Here is a 19,389-nt window from a genome sequence, read left to right on the forward strand (position 1 = left end):
TTTATCACGGTACTTCCATGAATTTTCATTTGCCTCTTTTGATGCCGTTGGCCTTTACCTCCGCGCTGTTGAGCGGGTGTACGGTGATTCCCGGCTCACATTTACCTACCAGCGGAAAAGCCGTCGTCGTGCAGCAAGACGACGGTTTTGATTTGAATAACCAGGTGCAGGTCTACCGCATGTCGCCGATGTTGCTGCAGAAAATGCGGCGCGTAGAACCGGTCGCCCGGCCGAACCCGGCGCTGGATCAGCGGCTGCAGAACTATCAATACCGTATCGGCGTCGGCGACGTGTTGAACGTCACCGTCTGGGATCACCCTGAGCTGACTACGCCGGCCGGGCAGTACCGCAGCGCCAGCGACACCGGTAACTGGGTCCATGCCGATGGCACGATTTTTTATCCCTATATCGGGCGAGTGGCGGTGGTGGGCAAAACCGTCACCGAAGTGCGCAGCCTGATCGCCGGCCGTCTGGCGCAGTATGTGGAAAGCCCGCAGGTGGATGTCAGCATCGCCGCTTTCCGTTCGCAGAAGGCTTATGTGACCGGTGAGGTGAAAACCTCCGGCCAGCAGGCGATCACCAACGTGCCGCTGACCATCCTGGATGCGATCAACGCCGCCGGCGGCCTGACGGAGAACGCCGACTGGCGCAACGTGGTGCTGACCCATCAGGGCAAGGATCGGGCCATCTCGCTGCAGGCGCTGATGCAGCGCGGCGACATCAGTCAGAACGCGTTGCTGCAGCCGGGTGACATCCTTTACGTCCCGCGCAATGACGAACTGAAAGTGTTCGTGATGGGCGAAGTGGGCAAGCAAGCGACGCTGAAGATGGATCGCAGCGGCATGACGTTGACCGAGGCCCTCGGCTCTTCCGAAGGGATCAGCCAGACGGTCGCGGATGCGACCGGGGTATTCGTGATCCGGCCGAGCGGCGGCAAAACGCCGCAGCGGCTGGCGACGCTGTATCAGTTCGATCTTTCCGACGCCAGCGCGCTGGCGATGGGCGCTGAATTTCAGCTGCAACCTTACGACGTCGTGTACGTCACTGCGGCGCCGGTCGCGCGCTGGAACCGTTTGATCAGCCAGCTGGTGCCGACCATCAGCAGCTTTAACGATCTCAGCGAGGCTACCTTGCGCGTGCGCAACTGGTAAATCCGCAGGATGAATAAGGAACAGAAGATGAAGAACAATGCGCTGTCCGTGATGGTGGCCGAACAAGATGAAAAGCTGGAGTGGGAGCGTCTGGTAGGGCCGCTTTGGGATAACCGCTGGCGGATCGCCGTCGTAACCGGCGTGGCCGGCGCGCTGGGCGTCGCCTATGCCCTGTTGGCTACCCCGGTGTATCAGGCCACGGCGGTGGTGCAGGTGGAGAAACAGCTGTCCGGCGACTCGCTGCTGCGCGAAACGCTGGACAGCTCGATGGGGCAGAATTCGGCGACGCAGGATGAAGTGACGCTGGCCAAGTCGCGCTACGTGCTCGGCAAAACGGTGGATGCCCTTGGCCTGACGGTGCGCGTCGAGCCGGACTATTTCCCGGTATTCGGTAAAGGTTTTGCCCGACTGAGCGGCGAAAAGGCGCCGGTGCTGGATATCGCCACGTTAACGACGCCGCCGGAAATGGAGGGCGAAGCGCTGACGCTGACGGTGCGCGATGGGCGGCATTACGAGCTGAGCCATGACGGCGCCAAACTGTTCAGCGGCGCGGTCGGGCAGCCGGTGGCGCAGGGCGGATGGAACATGGCCGTCTCGGCACTGGACGCGGCGCCGGGCGCCAGCTTCACGGTGGTCAAAGTCGCGCGCCAGAAAGCGGTGGACGATCTGCGCAAAAATCTTGACGTAGTGCCGGGCGGTAAAGACAGCGGCATCATGACCTTTACGCTGCCGAGCGAAGATCCGCAGCGCGCCGAGGCGGTGCTGAAGAACATCACCGACAACTACCTGCAGCAGAACGTGGATCGCAAAACGGAAGAGGCGCAGCGAATGCTGGCGTTCCTGCAAGAGCAACTGCCGCAAACGCAAACCTCGCTCAACAACGCCGAAACCCAGCTCAATCAGTTCCGTCAGCAAAACGACTCGGTGGATCTGTCGCTGGAAGCCAAATCGGTGTTGGACACGCAGGTGCAGCTCGAAGCGCAGCTCAATGAACTGACCTTCAAGGAAGCGGAGATCTCCAAGCTCTATACCCGCGCGCACCCGGCTTACCGGGCGCTGCTGGAAAAGCGCGCCACGCTGGAAGCGGAAAAGGCGCGGCTGGGCAAACAGGTGCAGACGCTGCCGAAAATGCAGCAGGAGATCCTGCGTCTCACCCGAGACGTGCAGGTGGATCAGCAGGTTTACATGCAGCTGATGAACAAGCAGCAGGAGCTGAGCATCAGCAAGGCCGGCACGGTAGGCAACGTGCGCATCATCGATGAAGCGGAAACCGCCATTCGGCCGATCCAGCCGCAAAAGATGCTGATCGTGCTGTTGGCGCTGCTGCTGGGCGCCGGGGGCGCCGCCGCGGTGGTGCTGTTGCGCGCGGCCTTCCACCGCGGCATCAATGATATCGATACGCTGGAGAAACGGGGCATCAACGTCTACGCCACCGTGCCGCTGTCGCCGTGGCAGGTGAAGCGCAACCGCGAGCAGCGTCATCTGTTGCCCAAATCCGGCGGCCGGCGCCTGCCGATCCTGGCGGTGGCCGAGCCGACGGATCTGTCGGTGGAGGCAATCCGCAGCCTGCGCACCAGCCTGCATTTCGCCATGCTGGAAGCCAAAAACAATATTCTGATGGTCTCCGGCGCCAGCCCGGAAAGCGGCAAGAGCTTCACCAGCACCAACCTGGCGGTGGTAGTGGCGCAGGCCGGGCAGCGGGTGTTGCTGATCGACGCGGATATGCGCAAAGGCTTCCTGCATCGCTGGCTGGCCGAGGATGGACATCGCGGTTTGTCCGACATGCTGGTGGGCGACGTGATGGCGGAACAGGCGGTGCGGAAAACCGCCATCGCCAACCTGGACTTCGTGCCGCGCGGCCAGGTGCCGCCGAATCCGTCCGAACTGCTGATGCATCGCCGCTTCGCTGACTTCCTGCGCTGGGCCGGGCAACACTACGATCTGGTGCTGATCGATACGCCGCCGATTCTGGCGGTGACGGATGCGGCGATCGTCGGTCATCACGCCGGCACCTCGCTGCTGGTGGTGCGTTTTGAAGTGAACACCGTCAAGCAGATCGAAACCAGCATGCGCCGTTTCGAACAGAATGGCGTGGCGATCAAAGGCGTGATCCTCAACGGCATGGTGAAAAAATCCGCCGCCGATGCGGGTTACTACGCCTTCGCCTATCCGAGCCATCAGGAAGAAAAGGTGCCGTAAGCGCATGAAAGCGATGCTGATGAACTCTTTGTGGTTAATGCTGGAGCGGGTATCGCTGAGTCTGTCGGGGATTTTCGTTTCGGTGTACGTCGCGCGCTATCTCGGGCCGGCGCAATACGGTTTGATTAACTACTTGCTGTCGGTGATCGCCATCGCCGTGCCGCTGGTGCAGCTGGGGGCGGACGCAGTGCTGTTCAACCGCGTCGCCAAACGGCGCCGGAGCGGCATGCGGCTGATGCTGGCTTCGATGCGCATCCGCCGCCAGCTGTTTGCGCTGATCGCGCTGCCGCTGATGGCCTGGACGCTGTTGACGCAGGATCGCACCAACCAAATCATGATGCTGCTGATGTTGATCAGCGCGTATTTCTCCGTGCAGGACGTCTACAAAATCTATTACGACGCGCTGCTGAAGTCGAAGTTGAACACGTTGATCAACAACGTTGCGCTGTTGCTGTCGATCGTGATGCGGCTCGGCCTGGTGTACGCGCAATTGCCGCTGGTGTGGTTTGCGCTGCCCTATGTGCTGAGCAGCCTGCTGCCTTATGCGGTGCGCTGGGTGCTGTTCCGTCGCGAGCAGGCGCAGATGCCGGCGATCAGCGGCAGACACAAACGGCGCTACGGCCGCTACCTGTTCAGCGTCGGCTTGCCGCTGGCGATCTCCAGCCTGTCGATCGTCATTTATACGCGCATCGATCAGATCATGCTGGGCAACTATTTGGGAGAGCACAGCGTCGGGCTTTACAGCGCCGCCATCACGCTGAGCCAGGGGTGGGTATTCGTGCCCATCGCGCTGATCATGTCGATGATGCCAGGCGTGGCGAACGCCGGTTCGGAGCAGGAACAAGAGGCGCGCATTCGCCAGCTGTATCTGATGGTGCTGGTGCTTTCGATGCCAGTGATCGCGGTGCTGTCGCTGTTTCCGCAGCAGATAGTCGCGCTGATGTTCGGCGAAAGTTACCGGCAAACGGCGACCATTTTGGCGCTGTGCTCGGTGACGTCGCTGTTCTCGGTGATGGGAACGGTGTCTTACCGCGCCATCGTGCTGTTCAGCGGCTATCGATTCATCGCCATCAAAATGCCGCTGGCGGCGTTGGCCAACGTGGTGATGAATTTCATCCTGATCCCGCGCTACGGGATCATGGGCGCGGCGATATCGACGTTGATCACGGAGTTTATTTCATTCTTTGTGCTCAACAGCTTTTTCAGAGGAGGAAAAATTACGCGTTTGCAGGTGACTTGCTATCGGTGTTTTCCGCAATTAATAGGGAAGGTACGAGAAATATATGTTAAATAATCTGGTGAAAGGGTTATACCGACGTATGCCCGATGCAATATATCATCAGTTAAAATACGCAATGTTTTTCCGCAAGGTGCCGCATCTGGCCCATCCGGTGGGGTACAGCGAAAAACTGATGCGTAGGAAAGTTTATCCACTGGCGATATATACGCAGCTATCTGATAAATATCGGGTGAGAGAGTATATCGAACAGCTATGGGGTAAAGAGTATTTGATCGATCTTTACGCGCACGGCAACGAATTTACGGAAGAGATGTATCAGCAGCTGCCCGAGTCGTTTGTGATTAAAGCCAACCATGGCAGCGGATATAACAAGCTGGTATTTGATAAAAGCCAAACCGGTTATAACGAACTGCGGGTGTTGACCAACAGTTGGCTGCGGCAAAGTTTTTATCAGGTTTATCGCGAGCGGCATTATAAAGATATTCCACCTTGCATCATGGTGGAAAGAATGCTGATCGACGAAGGGCAAATACCGAACGACATCAAGATCCACTGTTTTAATCTTGACGGTGAGGTGCGCTTCTTTATTCAGATCGATTATCAGCGCTTTATCGATCATCGCCGCGATTTCTTTGATGCGGACTGGAACCGCACCGAGATCCGCATGGGCGTGCCGAACAGCGACGTGCCGATGTCGCGCCCCAGCGGGCTAAAGGAGATGCTGCTGCTGGCGCGCCAGGTGGCGGAACAATTCTCGTACGTACGCGTCGATTTTTATCAGGTGCAGGATCGCATTTATTTTGGCGAGCTGACTTTCACCCCGGGGGCCGGATTACAACGGCTGATGCCAGAAACGATTGAACAAGAATGGGGAGGGTATTTTCATACGTAGCTGAAACAGGCCGTTGGCTGCGCGTACTCGACCCGAGGCGGGGGGATAACCGGGCAGGGATATGCTGCGATAACAAACTTTTTCTCTGGCATCAGGCTGCACTCGCCAGTTGATAATAGCTTTTGAGGTATTAAATGGACTTATCAATTGTTATTCCCGCTTTTAATAATTCAAACCATCTCGCCGCCACGCTGGCGCGCATGACCCATTACTGCGCCGGTTTTGATTATGAAATTATCGTGGTCGATTATTCATCGGAAGCCGGTGAGTCGGAAAAGATACACGGACTGTTGGCGGCGAATCATCGCGCCAGACTGCATGAAAGCCGGGTGCGCGGCAATATCGCCGTCGCCTGCAATATCGGTTTTCGCCTGGCGCGTTCTGAGGTGGTTTTTTTTCTGGAACCGGAAGATATGTTTGGCACCAATTATATCATCCGGCGCTTGAGACGGCATGAGGACACACGGATCGATATCGTGTTCGGCAATTACACCACGGTCAACGACAAGAATGTGCGCAGCTACGTGTTTAATTATCAAGAGGGCGTGGCCGGGGAAGATTTCTTATTTATCGAGATGGGGGATATTCGCACCTCGACCATCAGCGTGCGTAAGAAACAAGACCGGCGGTTTTTATTTCCGGAGTTTTTGGCCCGTTACCAGGACTGGGGATTTTTGGTCAACGCCACCAACCTGGGCGCCCGGGTGGTTCACGATCAGGGCGGTGGGGTGTTCATCCGCTGCGGCGACGAGGATCTGAACCGCTGCCGATTGAACATCGACGCCAGCGAACGCTTTATCGATACCTATCTGCAGGCCAGCGGCCGTTATATCAGCGGCTTTGCCTGTAAACACCTGCTGGCTTCGCTGTACAGCGAAGATCTGCAGGCTTTCAACTACTACTCATCGCGCATGGAGCGCCACACCCTGAGCGGCAAATTCAAGGCGATCAAGCTGTATGGCGACTGTCTGGCCAGGCTGGGACTGTTTCCATTGGGGGGGAGGCTGCTGCGCACGGCCCGCGAGGGATTACGGAGGTGACATGCAACCGCGGAAAATCGCAATTGTAATCGAAGACATCGGCGGCAAAGGCGGCACCGAACGGGTGGCCAGCAGCCTGGCCAATGCGCTGACCACCCGCTTCGGCCACCAGGTCGAACTGATATCCATCTGCGGGGATCGGGCGTTCTATCCGCTGGAGCCGGCGGTGACGCTGCGCTTCATGCGCGGCAAGACGCTGCTCTGGCCGTGGCGCCTGGCGCTGTTCTTACGCCGCGGCCGCTATGACGCCATCATCACCGTCTCGATGGGGAAACTCTCGGTGATCATGGTGCCTTACCTGCGGCTGTTGTGTCCCGGCAGCCGCTTGGTGCTGAGTGAACATGTCAGTTTCCACCAGTATCCGTGGCCGATGAAGTGGCTGAAGGTGCTGATCTACCGGCTGGGCGATCGCACCGTGCTGCTGACGCAAAAAGATCTGGCGAATATCGGCCGCTGGGTGCCCGCCCGCAAATGTCGGGTGATTGAGAACGTGTCGCCGTTTCCGCTGCGGGCGCCGCATCCGGAACAGCAACAGCCGGTGGCGCTGGCGGTCGGCCGACTGTGCCACCAGAAAGGCTTCGACCGGCTGATCGCCGCCTGGCGGCAGGTGGCGCAGCAGGCGCCGGAGTGGCGGCTGCACATCGTCGGCGATGGCCCGGATCGGGCGGCGTTGCAACGGCAGATCGCCGATTACGGGCTCGACGACCGGGTGCAGCTGCTGCCGGCCACCGCCGATATCGCCGGGCATTACCGGCAGGCGAGCCTGTTGCTGATGACCTCTCGCTACGAAGGTCTGCCGATGGTGCTAATCGAAGCCATGAGCTTCGGCCTGCCGCTGGTGGCTTTTGACTGTCTGACCGGCCCGGCGGAGCTGATCGACGATCGCGAAAACGGTTATCTGGTGACGGACGGCGACGTCGACACCTTCAGTCAGCGCGTCCTGGCGCTGATCGGCGACGGCGAACTGCGTCGCCGCTTCTCCCACCGTGCGTTGGAAAAGGCGCAGCGGTTTGTGCCTGAACGTATTTACCCCCAGTGGCAAGAGCTTATCGTCTGAGGTAATTATCATGGAAAAAGTGTCCGTCATTATGCCGGCTTATAACGCCGCCGGTTTTATCCGCGAGTCGATCCTTGGCGTATTGAATCAAACTTATCAGGACTATCACCTGTATGTGATTGACGACGCCTCCACCGACAACACCGCTGAGGTGGTCAAGCCGTTCATTCACGATCGGCTGACCTACATCCGCAACAACGCCAATCAGGGGGTGGCCGAAACGCGCAATATCGCCATCGAGGCGGCGCGCGGCGACTACATCGCGTTTTGCGACAGCGACGATGTTTGGCACCCGAATAAGCTGGCCCGCCAGGTCGGCATCCTTAAAACCCAGCGTTACGACGTGGTCTGCTCGCACTATTACACCTTCGAGAATGACCTGGCGCAGGTGAAAAATTACCGCGGCGCCGGGGAGATCATCGCCTACCGCGACATGTTGAAAAGCAACTGGATCGGCAACCTGACCGGCATGTACAACCAGCGCCGGGTCGGCAAGGTCTACCAGCGCAAGGTCGGGCACGAAGACTACGTGATGTGGCTGTCTATTCTGGAGCGCGCGCGCAATCGCCTGGCGTACTGCATTCCGGAGCCGCTGGCGTTTTACCGGCTGTCCGCCAATTCGCTGTCCGGCAACAAGATCCGCGCGGCGGACTGGCAGTGGCAGATCTACCGTCGTCATCTGGGGCTCTCTTATCAAAAATCTTGCTACCTGTTCTTCTCCTACCTGTACAGCGCGGTGATGAAAAGACAATGACCAGCAAAATCTTGAACGCAGCCTGCGTGCTGATCGGATGCGGGCTGGCGGCTCAGGCCGGGGCGGCGGGCTGCGAGACCAATCTGCTGACCAACCCCGGCTTTGAGCAGGGACAGACGGGCTGGTCGCTGCCGCCGGCCAAGGTGATCTCCGGCGGCCGCAGCGGCCGCGCCAGCCTGTACTACAGCAATCCTGACCCGGCGGAGTATCACCAGATGCTGCAAACGCTGCAGGTGAAAGCAGGGCAGACGATCGCGTTCGGCGTGTGGGTGCGCGGCGATAACCTGCGCGGCAAAGGCGATCAGCCGGGCGCCGGAGTGTACGTCGAAAGCTATGACGCCAAGGGGCGCCACCTGGCCGGCAGCTACCCGCAAGGCCTGCTGGGCAGCAGCGGTTGGCAGCCGGTGGAGGGCAGCTTCACCGTACCGGCAGAGGCCACTACCACCGTACTGGGGCTGTATATGCGCAAGGGCACGACCGGCAACGCCTGGTTCGACGATGCCTACGTTTGCAGCCAGCCGACGGCGCCGGCGTTGTATCAGATGCGCGCCGGTGGGCAATCGGCCTCCAGCCTGATTGAAGTGCAGCAGCCTCAGGAAGTGCAGGTGGAAAGTACGCTGCTCGATAGCCAACGCACCGCCGTGCGGCAGGAGAGCCGCCGCTACCATGTCGCCGAGCGTCAGCGCGTAGAGTTCTCGTTGCCGGCCAACCTGGCCGCCGGCGAGTACCGCCTGCAGCAGCAGGTGACGGACGTGGCGTCGAAGCACAGCCGGAGCAGCGAAATGCCGGTCAGCATCGGCGAGGCGCCGCCGAAAGTGGCGTTGGACGAGCAGGGCTATACGCTGCGGCAGGGCAAGCGCTTCTTTCCGCTGGGCATCTACATGTACGGCAACATGGCGACCGATGAGCATCTGGCGCGCATCCGCGACGCCGGTTTCAACACCGTGCTGAATTACAACTACGGCGCAGGGCGCGACCCGTACGCCTATTTCCGCAAAACGCAGCAGTACGGGCTGCAGGTGATTTTCTCGCTGAAGGATTTCTACCCCGGCCTCGACTCTGCGCCGAAAACGCGCCTGAGCTACCCGCAGTTGACGGCGTCTTATGTGGAGAAGTTTAAAACTCAGCCGAACCTGCTCGCCTGGTACATCAACGATGAGCTGGCGCCGAAGTACGCGCCGCAGATAGAGCAGATGCATCTGCAGGTGAAGCAACAAGACCCTGACCATCTGACCTTTCAGGCGCTGAACCAGACCGGCGCGCTCAACGCCTATTTCAACAGTTCCGACGTGTTGGCCAGCGATCCTTATCCGGTCGGACGCGATGCCGACATGACGCGCACGCTGGAATACTCGCGCCTGACGGTGCAGGTGGCGCGCCAGGCGAAGGGCGCCTGGCTGGTGATGCAGATCATGGATCACGCCGCCTATGAGCCGCACCGCAAGCCGCGCCAGCCGAGCGAAGCGGAGATCCGCAACCAGGCCTGGCTGGGGCTGATCGGCGGCGTCAAAGGGCTGCTGTTCTACTCCTATACCGACCTGTTCTACAAGCGCCGCAGCGGCGATTTCAACCAACAGGAATTCGACGGTATCTGGCAAGGGGTTGCCCGCGTGGCGCAACAGATCGACAGCTTCACGCCGTACCTGCTCTCGGGCGAAAGTGCGACGCTGTCCGGCAACAACACCGCCGTACCGGCGCGGCTGTTTATCGACGGCGAGCGCGGCCTGGTGCTGATCGCCAACCCGTACTATCGGCCGATGGCCGCCCGTTTTGACCTGCCGCCCGGCTGGCGCTGGCAGGGGCAGCCGCAGATCGACGCCAAATTGCCCGCGGTGGGCAGCAGCGCGCTGTGGGTGCAACGAGACACTAGCAATCAATAAGGATACCCGTTCATGACTATCACGCTAAGCCTGATCGTCCCGGTGTATAAGGTGGAAGCCTACATCGAAGCGTGCCTGGACTCGGTGCTGAGTCAATTGCCCGACTGGGCGGAAGTGATCCTCGTCGATGACGGCAGCCCGGACGGCTCCATCGCCGTCGCGCAAGAGGTGCTGTGCCGTTATCCGGCATTGAAAACGCAGGTCAGCATCCTGCGCCAGGATAACCAGGGGTTGAGCGCCGCGCGCAACGCCGGGATCGCCCATGCCGAAGGCGAATATCTCGGTTTTCTGGACTCCGACGACGTGCTGCTGCCGGGCTATTTCAGCATTTTGGGGCGCCTGCTGGCGGATAACCCGCAGGTGGAGATCGTGGCGTTCAACGCCCAGCGTTTCTCGCGGCTGAAAAACGGCAAGATAGAACCGGATGGCCTGATGGCGATCGTGCCCGGCAACGCCGCGCCACAGGAGCGCGAGCCGCATATGGCGCTGCTGGCGGACAGTTTTAACCGCAGCCTGTGGTACGCCTGGGCGCGGATTTATCACCGTTCGCTGTTCAACGACGCCGCGTTTCCGGCGGGGCGCAACTTCGAGGATATCCAGCTGATCCCGCAGCTGTATCTGAAAGCGAACCGCATCGTGGTGTGCGACACGCCGTTGGTAGGATATCGCGCTAACCCCAACGGCATCACGCGCGCGCCGAAGCGGCGGGATTTGGACGATCTCGATTACGCCATCGAGCGCGCTGACAGCGGGCGTCGCCGCGAGGGGGGGAAGGGATTCCACTCGGTGCTGTTCGTCACCACGCTGAAGGCGCGCCTGCTGGTCGGGCTGGACTTCTTCGGCCTGCGTGACGCGCTGCGGGAAACCGCCGAGCTGAAACGGCGCTATGCCCGGCTGCGGGCGGAGGAGCGGCAAATGCTGAGCCGCAAGAACCGCCTGTTCTACCGCAGTCCGCTGGTCTACTACCTGATGGCCAGTCTCTACAACCGTTTCGGGTGAATCTGACCGTGCCCGAACGACGATAAACCCGTGTGGAAGCCCATTATGAGTATCAAAGTCAGCGTCATTATTCCGACCTATGGCCGCAGCGAACTGCTGGCGCGCGCCATCGACAGCGTCCTGGCGCAAACCCATCAGCCGGTGGAGATCGTGGTGGTGGACGATAATCCGCCGGACCATCCGCAGCGCCAGGCCACCCGCGAACGGCTGGCCGGCTATATTGCCGCCGGGCAGATCGTCTATTGCCCGCGCGCGCGCAACGGCGGCGGGGCGCGGGCGCGCAACAGCGGCATCCTGCGCGCCACCGGGGAATACCTCACTTTTCTGGACGACGACGATTACTACCACCCGGAGAAGATCGCCCGTCAGCTGGCCTTTATGCAGCGCGGCGATTACCCCGTCAGCCTGTGCGATATGGATATTCTGCAGGATGGCCAAATCAACGCCGAGCGCTATTACCGCGCCCGCTGCGACGGGCTGGAGGACTTCATGCTGGCCGGCGTCGCTTACACGCCGATGATCATGCTGCGCCGCGAGGCGGCGATCGCGGTGCGCGGGTTCTTCAATACCCCGCGTTATCAGGATCATATCTTCATTTATCGCCTGCTGGCGGCGGGCATGCGCATCGGCACGTTGCACGAGCGCCTGGCGGTGCATAACGATCACGACGGTGAGCGTATTACCTCCAGCCCGAAAGGCATCATCGGCTATCACAACAAAATGCAGTTCGAGCGCCGGTTGATGCCGCAGATTTCGCCGCGGGCGCGCAAGGTGATGCGGCTGCGCCACACCTGCATCACGTCGCGCATCATCACCGACAGCCGAAGCCGTCTCGGCGGCGTGCTGCACGGCATGAAGGGCATCATCTATGTCAACAGCGGGGTGATGGCCGGCGTTTACATGAAGAACATTCTGCGCAACGTCTTCTTCCGCGGCGTCCCTTTCTGAAACCTGACGCGGGGTTTTCCCCCGCGTCCTACCCCCAAATACCCCGTCTTGCCTCCCGCCCGTTCACCTTCATCTTGATATTCTGATTTATTCGTTTTAATTCAAACAATTAATCCTATTCCTCGCCCCTATACTTTGGTGGTATTTCCCGCCCGACGCACGCGTCGCCCGCCGCTTTCTCTTGATCGCAATCAATTTGCCGTCGGTTGGCCGTCAGTAGGCTGGCGGCAGATTGAGCATGTCTTCTTATAACGACAAGAGCCTTCAGGAGCATTCCGGATGAGCAAATTTTTAGACCGTTTCCGCTATTTCAAGCAGTTGGCGGAGCCTTTTTCTGGCGATCACGGCCAGACCTTGAACACCAACCGCGACTGGGAAGACGGCTACCGCAGCCGTTGGCAGCATGACAAAGTGGTGCGTTCCACCCACGGCGTGAACTGCACCGGTTCCTGCAGTTGGAAGATCTACGTGAAGAATGGTCTGGTGACCTGGGAAACCCAGCAAACCGACTATCCGCGCACCCGCCCCGATCTGCCCAACCATGAACCGCGCGGCTGCCCGCGCGGCGCCAGCTACTCCTGGTACCTGTACAGCGCCAACCGGCTGAAATACCCGCTGATGCGCAAGCGGCTGCTCAAACTGTGGCGCGAGGCGAAAGCGCAGCACAGCGATCCGGTCGAGGCCTGGGGATCGATCGTCGGCGATGCGGAAAAAGCCAAAAGCTACAAGGTGGCGCGCGGCCGCGGCGGTTTCGTCCGCTCCAGCTGGCAAGAGGTCAATGAACTGATCGCCGCCGCCAACGTCTATACCGCCAAAACCTTCGGCCCTGACCGCATTATCGGCTTCTCGCCGATCCCGGCGATGTCGATGGTGTCCTACGCCGCCGGCGCTCGGTACCTGTCGCTGATCGGCGGCGCCTGCCTGAGCTTCTACGACTGGTATTGCGATTTGCCGCCGGCTTCGCCGATGACCTGGGGCGAGCAGACCGACGTGCCGGAGTCCGCCGACTGGTACAACTCCTCCTACATCATCGCCTGGGGCTCCAACGTGCCGCAGACGCGCACCCCGGACGCCCACTTCTTTACCGAAGTGCGCTACAAGGGCACCAAAACCGTGGCGGTGACGCCGGACTACGCCGAAGTCGCCAAGCTGTGCGACCACTGGCTGAATCCGAAGCAGGGCACCGACAGCGCGATGGCGCTGGCGATGGGCCATGTGATGCTGAAAGAGTTCCATCTCGATCGCGAAGTCGGCTACTTCCGCGACTACGTGCGCCGCTATACCGACATGCCGATGCTGGTGCTGCTGGAGCCGCGTGAAGGCGGCCACTACGCCGCTGGCCGCCTGCTGCGCGCCGCCGATCTGGTGGACGGACTGGGCCAGGAAAACAATCCCGAGTGGAAAACCGTCGCTATCGACAGCCGCAGCGGCGAGCTGGTGGCGCCGCAGGGCTCTATCGGTTTCCGCTGGGGCGAGAAGGGCAAGTGGAACCTGGAGCAGCGCGAAGGCAAGTCGCAACAGGAAGTTGAGCTGCAGCTCAGTCTGCTGGGCATGCATGACGACGTTGCCGAGGTGGGCTTCCCGTACTTCGGCGGCGCCGACAGCGAGCATTTCAACAGCGTGGCGCTGGACGAGATCCTGCTGCACAAGCTGCCGGTGAAACGCCTGCGGCTGGCGGACGGCAGCGAAGCACTGGTGACCAGCGTGTATGACCTGACGCTGGCCAACTACGGCCTGGAGCGCGGGCTGGGCGACGCCAACTGCGCCGCCGACTATGACGAGGTCAAGGCTTACAGCCCGGCCTGGGCCGAGCAGATCACCGGCGTGTCGCGCCACAACATCATCCGCATTGCCCGCGAGTTCGCGGAAAACGCCGAGAAGACCCACGGCCGTTCGATGATCATCGTCGGCGCCGGCGTCAACCACTGGTATCACATGGACATGACCTACCGCGGCCTGATCAATATGCTGATCTTCTGCGGTTGCGTCGGCCAGAGCGGCGGCGGCTGGGCGCACTACGTCGGCCAGGAAAAACTGCGGCCGCAAACCGGCTGGCTGCCGCTGGCGTTCGGCCTTGACTGGCAGCGCCCGCCGCGCCACATGAATAGCACCTCGTTCTTCTACAACCATTCCAGCCAATGGCGCTATGAAACCGTCGGCGCCGATGAGCTGCTGTCGCCGCTGGCGGACAAATCGCGCTTCGGCGGCAGCCTGATCGACTTCAACGTGCGCGCGGAGCGCATGGGCTGGCTGCCTTCGGCGCCGCAGCTGGGCGCTAACCCGCTGCGCCTGGCGGAGCAGGCCCGTGCCGCCGGCCAGTCGCCGGTTGAGTTCACCGTCGACAGCCTGAAGAGCGGCGCGCTGGGCTTTGCCGCCGAGCAGCCGGACAATCCGCAGAACTTCCCACGCAACCTGTTCGTCTGGCGCTCCAACCTGCTGGGTTCTTCCGGCAAGGGCCATGAATACATGCTCAAATACCTGTTGGGCACCGAGAACGGTATCCAGGGGAAAGATCTCGGCCAGCAGGGCGGCGTGAAGCCGCAGGAAGTGGAATGGCGCGAGCAGGGCGGCGAAGGCAAACTGGATCTGGTGGTGACGCTCGATTTCCGCATGTCGAGCACCTGCCTGTATTCCGACGTGGTGCTGCCGACCGCCACCTGGTACGAAAAAGACGACATGAACACCTCCGACATGCATCCGTTCATTCATCCGCTGTCGGCGGCGGTCGATCCGGCCTGGGATTCGAAGAGCGACTGGGAAATCTACAAGGGCATCGCCAAAGCCTTCTCCGAGGTGTGCGTCGGCCATCTGGGCCAGGAAACCGACGTGGTGACCTTGCCTATTCAGCACGACTCCGCCGCCGAGCTGGCGCAGCCTTACGGCGTGCAGGACTGGAAGAAAGGCGAGTGCGAACTGATCCCCGGCAAAACCGCGCCGCACATCATCGCGGTGGAGCGCGATTATCCGGCCACCTACGAGCGTTTTACCTCCTTGGGGCCGTTGATGGACAAACTGGGCAACGGCGGCAAGGGCATCAGCTGGAACACCCAGACCGAGGTCGATTTCCTCAAGCAGCTTAACTACGTCAAGGCCGACGGCCCGGCGGCGGGGCGGCCGAAGATCGAGAGCGCGATAGACGCGGCGGAAGTGATCCTGTCGCTGGCGCCGGAAACCAACGGCCAGGTGGCGGTGAAAGCCTGGGAAGCGCTGAGCAACGTCACCGGACGCGATCACCGGCATCTGGCGCTGAACAAGGAAGACGAGAAAATTCGCTTCCGCGACATTCAGGCGCAGCCGCGCAAAATCATCTCCAGCCCAACCTGGTCCGGCCTGGAAGACGAGCACGTCTCCTATAACGCCTGCTACACCAACGTGCACGAGCTGATCCCGTGGCGCACCCTCAGCGGCCGTCAGCAGCTGTATCAGGATCACGAGTGGATGCGCGCCTTCGGCGAAAGCCTGCTGGCGTATAGGCCGCCGATCGACACCCGCGCCGCGCAGCCGCTGCTCAACAGCAAACCGAACGGCAACAAGGAGAAGGCGCTGAACTTCCTGACGCCGCACCAGAAGTGGGGCATTCACTCCACCTACAGCGACAACCTGCTGATGCTGACGCTGTCGCGCGGCGGCCCGATCGTTTGGCTGAGCGAAGACGATGCCAAAGATCTGGGCATCGCGGACAACGACTGGATCGAGGCCTTCAACGCCAACGGCGCGCTGACGGCGCGCGCGGTGGTCAGCCAGCGTATCCCGGCCGGCATGACCATGATGTACCACGCGCAGGAGCGCATCGTGAACCTGCCGGGCTCGGAGATCACCCGCCAACGCGGCGGCATCCACAACTCGGTGACCCGCGCCTGTCCGAAGCCGACCCACATGATCGGCGGCTATGCGCAGCTGGCCTACGGCTTCAACTACTACGGCACCGTCGGCTCCAACCGCGACGAATTCGTGGTGGTGCGCAAGATGAACCGCATTGATTGGTTGGACGACGAAGGCAACGACTACGCGCAGGGCAGTCAGCAGGAGAACAGCAAATGAAAATTCGTTCGCAAGTCGGCATGGTGCTGAATCTGGACAAGTGCATCGGTTGCCACACCTGTTCGGTCACCTGCAAAAACGTCTGGACCAGCCGTGAAGGTATGGAATACGCCTGGTTCAATAACGTGGAAAGCAAGCCCGGCGTCGGGTATCCGCACGCCTGGGAAGATCAGGAAAAATGGAAGGGCGGCTGGATACGTAAAATCAACGGCAAGCTGGAACCGCGCATGGGCAACCGCGTCGGCGTGCTGGCGAAAATCTTCGCCAACCCGGACGTGCCGGCGCTGGACGACTACTACGAGCCGTTCGATTACGACTACCAGCACCTGCACACCGCCAAACAGGGCAAACACCAGCCGGTGGCGCGCCCGCGCTCGCTGATCACCGGCCGGCGCATGAACAAGATCGAAAACGGCCCGAACTGGGAAGAGATCCTCGGCGGAGAGTTCGAAAAACGTTCGCAGGACAAGAACTTCGACAACCTGCAGAAGGCGATGTACGGCCAGTTCGAAAACACCTTCATGATGTATTTGCCGCGCCTGTGCGAGCACTGCCTCAACCCGGCCTGCGTCGCCACCTGCCCGAGCGGGGCGATCTACAAGCGCGGCGAAGACGGCATCGTGCTGATCGATCAGGACAAGTGTCGCGGTTGGCGCATGTGTCTGACCGGTTGCCCGTACAAGAAAATCTACTTCAACTGGAAGAGCGGCAAGTCCGAGAAGTGCATCTTCTGTTACCCGCGCATCGAAGCCGGGCAGCCGACGGTCTGTTCGGAAACCTGCGTCGGCCGCATCCGCTACCTCGGCGTGCTGCTGTACGACGCCGATCGCATCGAGCAGGCGGCGGCGGTGGAAAGCGACAAGGATCTGTACCAGAGCCAGCTCGATATTTTCCTCGATCCGCATGACCCGAAGGTGATTGCTCAGGCGCTGGCGGACGGCGTGCCGCAGGGCGTCATTGAAGCCGCTCAGCAGTCGCCGGTGTACAAAATGGCGATGGACTGGAAGCTGGCGCTGCCGCTGCATCCGGAATACCGCACGCTGCCGATGGTGTGGTACGTGCCGCCGTTGTCGCCGATTCAGTCGGCCGCCGACGCCGGCGAGCTGGCGCACAGTGGCGTATTGCCGGACGTCGAGAGCCTGCGCATTCCGGTGCAGTATCTGGCGAACCTGCTGACCGCCGGCGATACCGAGCCGGTGCTGCTGGCGCTGAAACGCATGCTGGCGATGCGCCACTACAAACGGGCGGAAACCGTCGACGGCGTGGTGGACATCAGCGCGCTGGAGCAGGTCGGTCTGAGCGAAGCGCAGGCGCAGGAGATGTATCGCTACCTAGCGATCGCCAACTATGAAGATCGCTTCGTGGTGCCGTCGAGCCACCGCGAGCTGGCGCGCGAAGCCTTCCCCGAAAGCAAAGGCTGCGGTTTCAGCTTCGGCGACGGCTGCCACGGCAGCGACGGCAAGTTCAATCTGTTCAACAGCCGTCGTATCGACGCCATCGACGTGACCGCGAAAACCGCGCGGCCGGAGGATGCCTCATGATCAGCCTGAAAGTGATCGCCCGCCTGCTGGATTACCCGGAGCAGGCGCTGTTTGACCATCAGCAGGCGCTGATTGAAGCGCTGGAACCGGCCAGCGAGCTGGATCTGCACCACAGCGCGCTGCTGATTCTGTTTATCCGCCGCCTGTGCGCGCGCCCGTTGCTGGACGCGCAGGCCGACTATTGCGAGCTGTTCGATCGCGGCCGCGCCACCTCGCTGCTGCTGTTTGAGCACGTGCACGGTGAGTCGCGCGATCGCGGCCAGGCGATGGTTGACCTGATGGCGCAGTACCGCGCCGCCGGGCTGGAGATCGACAGCCGCGAGCTGCCTGATTTCCTGCCGCTGTACCTGGAGTATTTGGCCAGCCGCAGCGCGGCACAGGCGCGGGAAGGGCTGCAGGACATTGCGCCGATCCTGGCGCTGCTGGGCGCGCGCTTGCAGCAGCGCGAAAGCCCGTACGCGGTGCTGTTCGATCTGCTGTTGGCGCTGTCCGGCAGCGATGCGCAGGCGCAGGCGCTGAAGACGCAGGTGGCGCAAGAGGCGCGCGACGATACGCCGCAGGCGCTGGATGCGGTCTGGGAAGAGGAGCAGGTCAAATTTCTCGGCGAGCAGGGCTGCGCCTCCGCCCAGCAGACGGCGCACCAGCGGCGCTTCGCCGGCGCGGTGGCGCCACAGTATCTGGACCTGACGGATGCGTTAACCGGAACCAAAGGACGCTAATTATGCAATTTTTGAATCAGTTCTTCTTCGACATCTACCCTTATCTGGCCGGCGCGGTGTTCCTGATCGGCAGCTGGCTGCGCTACGACTACGGGCAGTACAGCTGGCGCGCCGGCTCCAGCCAGATGCTGGATAAAAAGGGCATGCGGCTGGCGTCCAACCTGTTCCACATCGGCATTATCGGCATCTTCGCGGGCCACTTCCTCGGCATGCTGACGCCGCACTGGATGTATGAGGCCTTCCTGCCGATCGACGTGAAGCAGAAGCTGGCGATGATCGCCGGCGGCGCCTGCGGCCTGATGACGCTGATCGGCGGCGCGCTGCTGCTGAAGCGCCGGTTGACCAACCCGCGGGTGCGCGCTACCAGCAGCGTCGCCGACATCCTGATCCTGACATTGCTGGTGGTGCAGGTGTGCCTGGGGTTGCTGACCATTCCGTTCTCCGCCCAGCATATGGACGGCAGCGAAATGATGAAGCTGGTGGCCTGGGCGCAGGCGGTCGTGACCTTCCACGCCGGCGCTTCTGCGCACCTGGAAGGCGTGGCGCTGATCTTCAAGCTGCATATGGTGCTGGGCATGACGCTGTTCGTGCTGTTCCCGTTCTGCCGCCTGGTGCATATCTGGAGTGCGCCGGTAGAGTACCTGACCCGCCGTTACCAGCTGGTGCGCAACCGCCGCTGAGCCTGACCCCGCCGCCGCCGATCGCCAGCGGCGGCGCTATTCCGATAATTCTCCCGCCGTCTGCCCATTCTCGTCGCCTTGTCGTAAACTCACTATCTCAGTTATGTTACGTTTATGCTTCCGCCGACGGACGTCGGCCTGTGGTAGCCGATAACAAGAGATACCGCCTTGATGAAAGGCATTTTGGGACATAAAAACCGGGGATGATCCGTGTGGCCTGCGCGCCGTACGGGAGAATCGCTTTATGG

14 protein-coding genes are annotated in these 19,389 nt (G+C 61.2%); all 14 read left to right on the plus strand.

Going from position 1 to position 19,389, the window contains the following annotated elements:
• Positions 1–17: 17 nt before the first annotated feature.
• The 14 genes from ACJ8M3_RS03475 (at position 18) to narI (ending at position 19,141) form a co-directional block, all read left to right on the plus strand.
• On the plus strand, positions 18–1,151 hold the full coding sequence (locus tag ACJ8M3_RS03475) for a polysaccharide export protein (protein ID WP_033650895.1): 1,134 nt from the start codon (positions 18–20) through the stop codon (positions 1,149–1,151).
• Positions 1,152–1,178: 27 nt separating this feature from the next.
• Entirely contained in the window at positions 1,179–3,350 is a 2,172-nt protein-coding gene (locus ACJ8M3_RS03480; protein WP_089194877.1) for a polysaccharide biosynthesis tyrosine autokinase, read from the plus strand.
• 4 nt (positions 3,351–3,354) lie between these two features.
• Complete coding sequence (locus ACJ8M3_RS03485) at positions 3,355–4,644, plus strand: flippase (RefSeq protein WP_033643437.1); 1,290 nt, start codon at positions 3,355–3,357, stop codon at positions 4,642–4,644.
• On the plus strand, positions 4,634–5,482 hold the full coding sequence (locus ACJ8M3_RS03490; protein ID WP_089197161.1) for an ATP-grasp fold amidoligase family protein: 849 nt from the start codon (positions 4,634–4,636) through the stop codon (positions 5,480–5,482). Before ACJ8M3_RS03485 ends, ACJ8M3_RS03490 begins: the two co-directional genes overlap by 11 nt.
• A gap of 134 nt (positions 5,483–5,616) precedes the next feature.
• A complete protein-coding gene (locus ACJ8M3_RS03495) occupies positions 5,617–6,522 on the plus strand; it encodes a glycosyltransferase family 2 protein (protein WP_033643435.1) in 906 nt (301 codons plus the stop codon).
• 1 nt (position 6,523) lies between these two features.
• Positions 6,524–7,579 carry a glycosyltransferase family 4 protein gene (locus ACJ8M3_RS03500; RefSeq protein WP_047574805.1) on the plus strand — a complete coding sequence of 352 codons (1,056 nt, stop codon included), beginning with the start codon at positions 6,524–6,526 and terminating at the stop codon, positions 7,577–7,579.
• Between the two features lie 10 nt (positions 7,580–7,589).
• The gene (locus ACJ8M3_RS03505) at positions 7,590–8,333 is read left to right on the plus strand and encodes a glycosyltransferase family 2 protein (protein ID WP_033643433.1); all 744 of its coding nucleotides are present in this window, start codon (positions 7,590–7,592) and stop codon (positions 8,331–8,333) included.
• Positions 8,330–10,213, plus strand: a complete 1,884-nt coding sequence (locus ACJ8M3_RS03510; RefSeq protein ID WP_060660600.1) for a carbohydrate-binding protein CenC — start codon at positions 8,330–8,332, stop codon at positions 10,211–10,213. The genes ACJ8M3_RS03505 and ACJ8M3_RS03510 overlap by 4 nt, the downstream gene beginning before the upstream one ends.
• Positions 10,214–10,225: 12 nt before the next feature.
• The gene (locus tag ACJ8M3_RS03515) at positions 10,226–11,212 is read left to right on the plus strand and encodes a glycosyltransferase family 2 protein (protein WP_033643431.1); all 987 of its coding nucleotides are present in this window, start codon (positions 10,226–10,228) and stop codon (positions 11,210–11,212) included.
• Between the two features lie 45 nt (positions 11,213–11,257).
• Positions 11,258–12,160 (plus strand): glycosyltransferase family 2 protein, encoded by a 903-nt coding sequence (locus tag ACJ8M3_RS03520; protein WP_033643430.1) that lies wholly within the window; start codon positions 11,258–11,260, stop codon positions 12,158–12,160.
• Positions 12,161–12,439: 279 nt separating this feature from the next.
• Complete coding sequence (locus ACJ8M3_RS03525) at positions 12,440–16,201, plus strand: nitrate reductase subunit alpha (protein WP_197665486.1); 3,762 nt, start codon at positions 12,440–12,442, stop codon at positions 16,199–16,201.
• Positions 16,198–17,742: a nitrate reductase subunit beta gene (gene narH, locus ACJ8M3_RS03530; RefSeq protein WP_170853377.1), complete on the plus strand. Its 1,545-nt coding sequence runs from the start codon at positions 16,198–16,200 to the stop codon at positions 17,740–17,742. The genes ACJ8M3_RS03525 and narH overlap by 4 nt, the downstream gene beginning before the upstream one ends.
• Positions 17,739–18,461: a nitrate reductase molybdenum cofactor assembly chaperone gene (gene narJ, locus ACJ8M3_RS03535; protein WP_033650904.1), complete on the plus strand. Its 723-nt coding sequence runs from the start codon at positions 17,739–17,741 to the stop codon at positions 18,459–18,461. Before narH ends, narJ begins: the two co-directional genes overlap by 4 nt.
• 2 nt (positions 18,462–18,463) lie before the next feature.
• Positions 18,464–19,141, plus strand: a complete 678-nt coding sequence (gene narI, locus ACJ8M3_RS03540; RefSeq protein WP_033643426.1) for a respiratory nitrate reductase subunit gamma — start codon at positions 18,464–18,466, stop codon at positions 19,139–19,141.
• Positions 19,142–19,389: the final 248 nt, after the last annotated feature.

Source organism: Serratia sp. CY55921 (genome assembly GCF_052167655.1).
Taxonomy (GTDB): domain Bacteria; phylum Pseudomonadota; class Gammaproteobacteria; order Enterobacterales; family Enterobacteriaceae; genus Serratia; species Serratia ureilytica.

Coding starts and splice junctions, on each gene's coding strand:
- ACJ8M3_RS03475 (WP_033650895.1), top strand. CDS start 18: ATGAATTTTCATTTGCCTCTTTTGATGCCGTTGGCCTTTACCTCCGCG.
- ACJ8M3_RS03480 (WP_089194877.1), top strand. CDS start 1,179: ATGAAGAACAATGCGCTGTCCGTGATGGTGGCCGAACAAGATGAAAAG.
- ACJ8M3_RS03485 (WP_033643437.1), top strand. CDS start 3,355: ATGAAAGCGATGCTGATGAACTCTTTGTGGTTAATGCTGGAGCGGGTA.
- ACJ8M3_RS03490 (WP_089197161.1), top strand. CDS start 4,634: ATGTTAAATAATCTGGTGAAAGGGTTATACCGACGTATGCCCGATGCA.
- ACJ8M3_RS03495 (WP_033643435.1), top strand. CDS start 5,617: ATGGACTTATCAATTGTTATTCCCGCTTTTAATAATTCAAACCATCTC.
- ACJ8M3_RS03500 (WP_047574805.1), top strand. CDS start 6,524: ATGCAACCGCGGAAAATCGCAATTGTAATCGAAGACATCGGCGGCAAA.
- ACJ8M3_RS03505 (WP_033643433.1), top strand. CDS start 7,590: ATGGAAAAAGTGTCCGTCATTATGCCGGCTTATAACGCCGCCGGTTTT.
- ACJ8M3_RS03510 (WP_060660600.1), top strand. CDS start 8,330: ATGACCAGCAAAATCTTGAACGCAGCCTGCGTGCTGATCGGATGCGGG.
- ACJ8M3_RS03515 (WP_033643431.1), top strand. CDS start 10,226: ATGACTATCACGCTAAGCCTGATCGTCCCGGTGTATAAGGTGGAAGCC.
- ACJ8M3_RS03520 (WP_033643430.1), top strand. CDS start 11,258: ATGAGTATCAAAGTCAGCGTCATTATTCCGACCTATGGCCGCAGCGAA.
- ACJ8M3_RS03525 (WP_197665486.1), top strand. CDS start 12,440: ATGAGCAAATTTTTAGACCGTTTCCGCTATTTCAAGCAGTTGGCGGAG.
- narH (WP_170853377.1), top strand. CDS start 16,198: ATGAAAATTCGTTCGCAAGTCGGCATGGTGCTGAATCTGGACAAGTGC.
- narJ (WP_033650904.1), top strand. CDS start 17,739: ATGATCAGCCTGAAAGTGATCGCCCGCCTGCTGGATTACCCGGAGCAG.
- narI (WP_033643426.1), top strand. CDS start 18,464: ATGCAATTTTTGAATCAGTTCTTCTTCGACATCTACCCTTATCTGGCC.